This window comes from Mucilaginibacter sp. (assembly GCF_036383575.1).
Classification (GTDB): Bacteria; Bacteroidota; Bacteroidia; order Sphingobacteriales; family Sphingobacteriaceae; genus Mucilaginibacter.
Genome location: NZ_DASVOB010000822.1, coordinates 1 through 1,871 on the forward strand (window position 1 = coordinate 1; position 1,871 = coordinate 1,871).

Annotated in this window: 3 protein-coding genes; all 3 read right to left on the bottom strand. The window is 42.7% G+C overall.

Annotation, left to right across the window (positions count from 1 at the left end):
* On the bottom strand, nt 1-542 hold a 542-nt coding region (locus tag VF500_RS29020; RefSeq protein WP_330862999.1), incomplete at its 3' end, for an alpha/beta hydrolase.
* Between the two features lie 6 nt (nt 543-548).
* Nucleotides 549-1,196 (bottom strand): LamG-like jellyroll fold domain-containing protein, encoded by a 648-nt coding sequence (locus tag VF500_RS29025; RefSeq protein WP_330863000.1) that lies wholly within the window; start codon nt 1,194-1,196, stop codon nt 549-551.
* 16 nt (nt 1,197-1,212) lie between these two features.
* Nucleotides 1,213-1,871: hypothetical protein (locus VF500_RS29030; protein ID WP_330863001.1), on the bottom strand; the 659-nt coding region annotated here is incomplete at its 5' end.

Sequence of the window (1,871 nt, forward strand, 5' to 3'; positions counted from 1 at the left end):
CGTACAAAATCAGGCATATCACGTTCAAGCGATGCGCCGGTTAAGCCTTTCAATTCTTCCATTTCGCCGGGGCGATAGCTTGCTGCTGAAACGTTTCCGCCGGCAAACACCAGCTTCTTCACCAAATCGGGATGGCGAATAGTGAGGTCAAGGGCTATCACTGCACCGTCACTGAAACCGATGAGTGTAACGCTGTCTTTAGTAATGTACCTGATCACCGAATAAGCATCATCCGACATTAGTTCATAAGTATAGGGCTGATGCCCTATCTCCGATTTGGTGTGGCCCCGGGTAGCTATGGCTATCACCATAAAGTTTTTGCTCAACACGGGGATCAGGTTTTCATATTCCGAAATCTCGCCATAGAGGCCACCGTGCAATAATACCAGCGGCCTGCCCATTCCATAGGTTTCGTAGTAAATACGGGTACCATCTTTTACTTTCAGATAATTACCTGCAGCAGGATTATTACCATAAGGGATGTTTTGGGCTGTAACTATAGCCGGTACAAAAAACAACAGTATCAATAAAATCCTCCTCATACAGTTTTAATTAAAGGCTTTTACAACAAGATTTTTGTAAGCACCTTCCGGACAGTTGCCATGCCAGTAACCTACTGCACCGCTTTTTAAGGATGGATCGAGTTCGGTATATACCATTGCCGGCTTTGCAGCATTATCTACATAAACTTCCATTTTACTGCCCTGCACCACCACCTTGATATGGAACCATTTATTTTGCGGAATTATAGCTTTGGCCTGGTATTTTTCGGCCTCATAATCCCACCAGTTAAATTCGGTCTTTTTTTCGGGCATGTATTGAATAGCGTTAATGGTTCCTGATGATCCCGGCCTGAAATAAACAGTTTCGTAATGATGATCATCCTGGATACGAAAAGCAAGCCCCACAAAGCCACCCTTGGGAAGTATACAGGCTACATCCATTTCAATAATACCATCCTTAAAGTTTAAACCGGGCTTATAAGCTAAACTGGCCGATTTATAGTTGAATATTTTACGTTTGATAAGCAAAGCTTTTTTTCCGTCAAAACTCCCTTGCTCATAGTCGAGCGTATCACTTTTAGGGATGATCCATTCTTTAGGGTTTACAACAGAAAGGTCGTGCAACTGGTACTTTTGTTGTGCTGATGCTTTTACAGCAGCGAAGAGCGTCAACATTAAGATTAACTTTTTCATGATGATTGGTTTATAATTATTGAGTGATAACAAGATTGGCAAAATCACCGGGCAGTCCGGACGACCACAGTCCGATGAGCCCGTTTTGCCGGCTATTTAACTTTTTCACAGTGAGTGATGGTTTGTTGGAATAATCAACATATACAACAATATCATCGACATTGATCACGATGCGCGCATGAAACCAGGCGGTAGCCAGCGGAGACGGGGTAACCTCGTTTTCATAAACCAATGGATGTTCTTTTCGGAGTTTATCCCACGGAAAATCAGGCGCGGTCATGTATTGTACCGAATGCTTACGCCTCAGCGTATCCATAGCTTGAAAATTAAAAGGCCTGAAAGAAACTACATCATTGGTTGTGGTATCAACGCCATGAAAAACTATGCCTAAAAAGCTTTGCTGAAAAACATCTCTCCCACGCAGGTCGACATCAACAGTGCCCGTTTTAAAATCCACATCTTTAAGCCACAAAATACCATCCGAAGTAAGGCCTTGTTTACTACCGTCGGTAAGTTCTGCAACTGTTTGCCGGGGGTAGGCTTTCACCAGTTTATTTTCTTTCAGCAGGCTGTTAATATCATATGTAACTTTTTTCTGCTGGCTGTAACAATATCTGCTACCAAGCGTCATGCTTAGTATTGCAAACAATAAAACTTTGTAGTTCATGGGTTTTG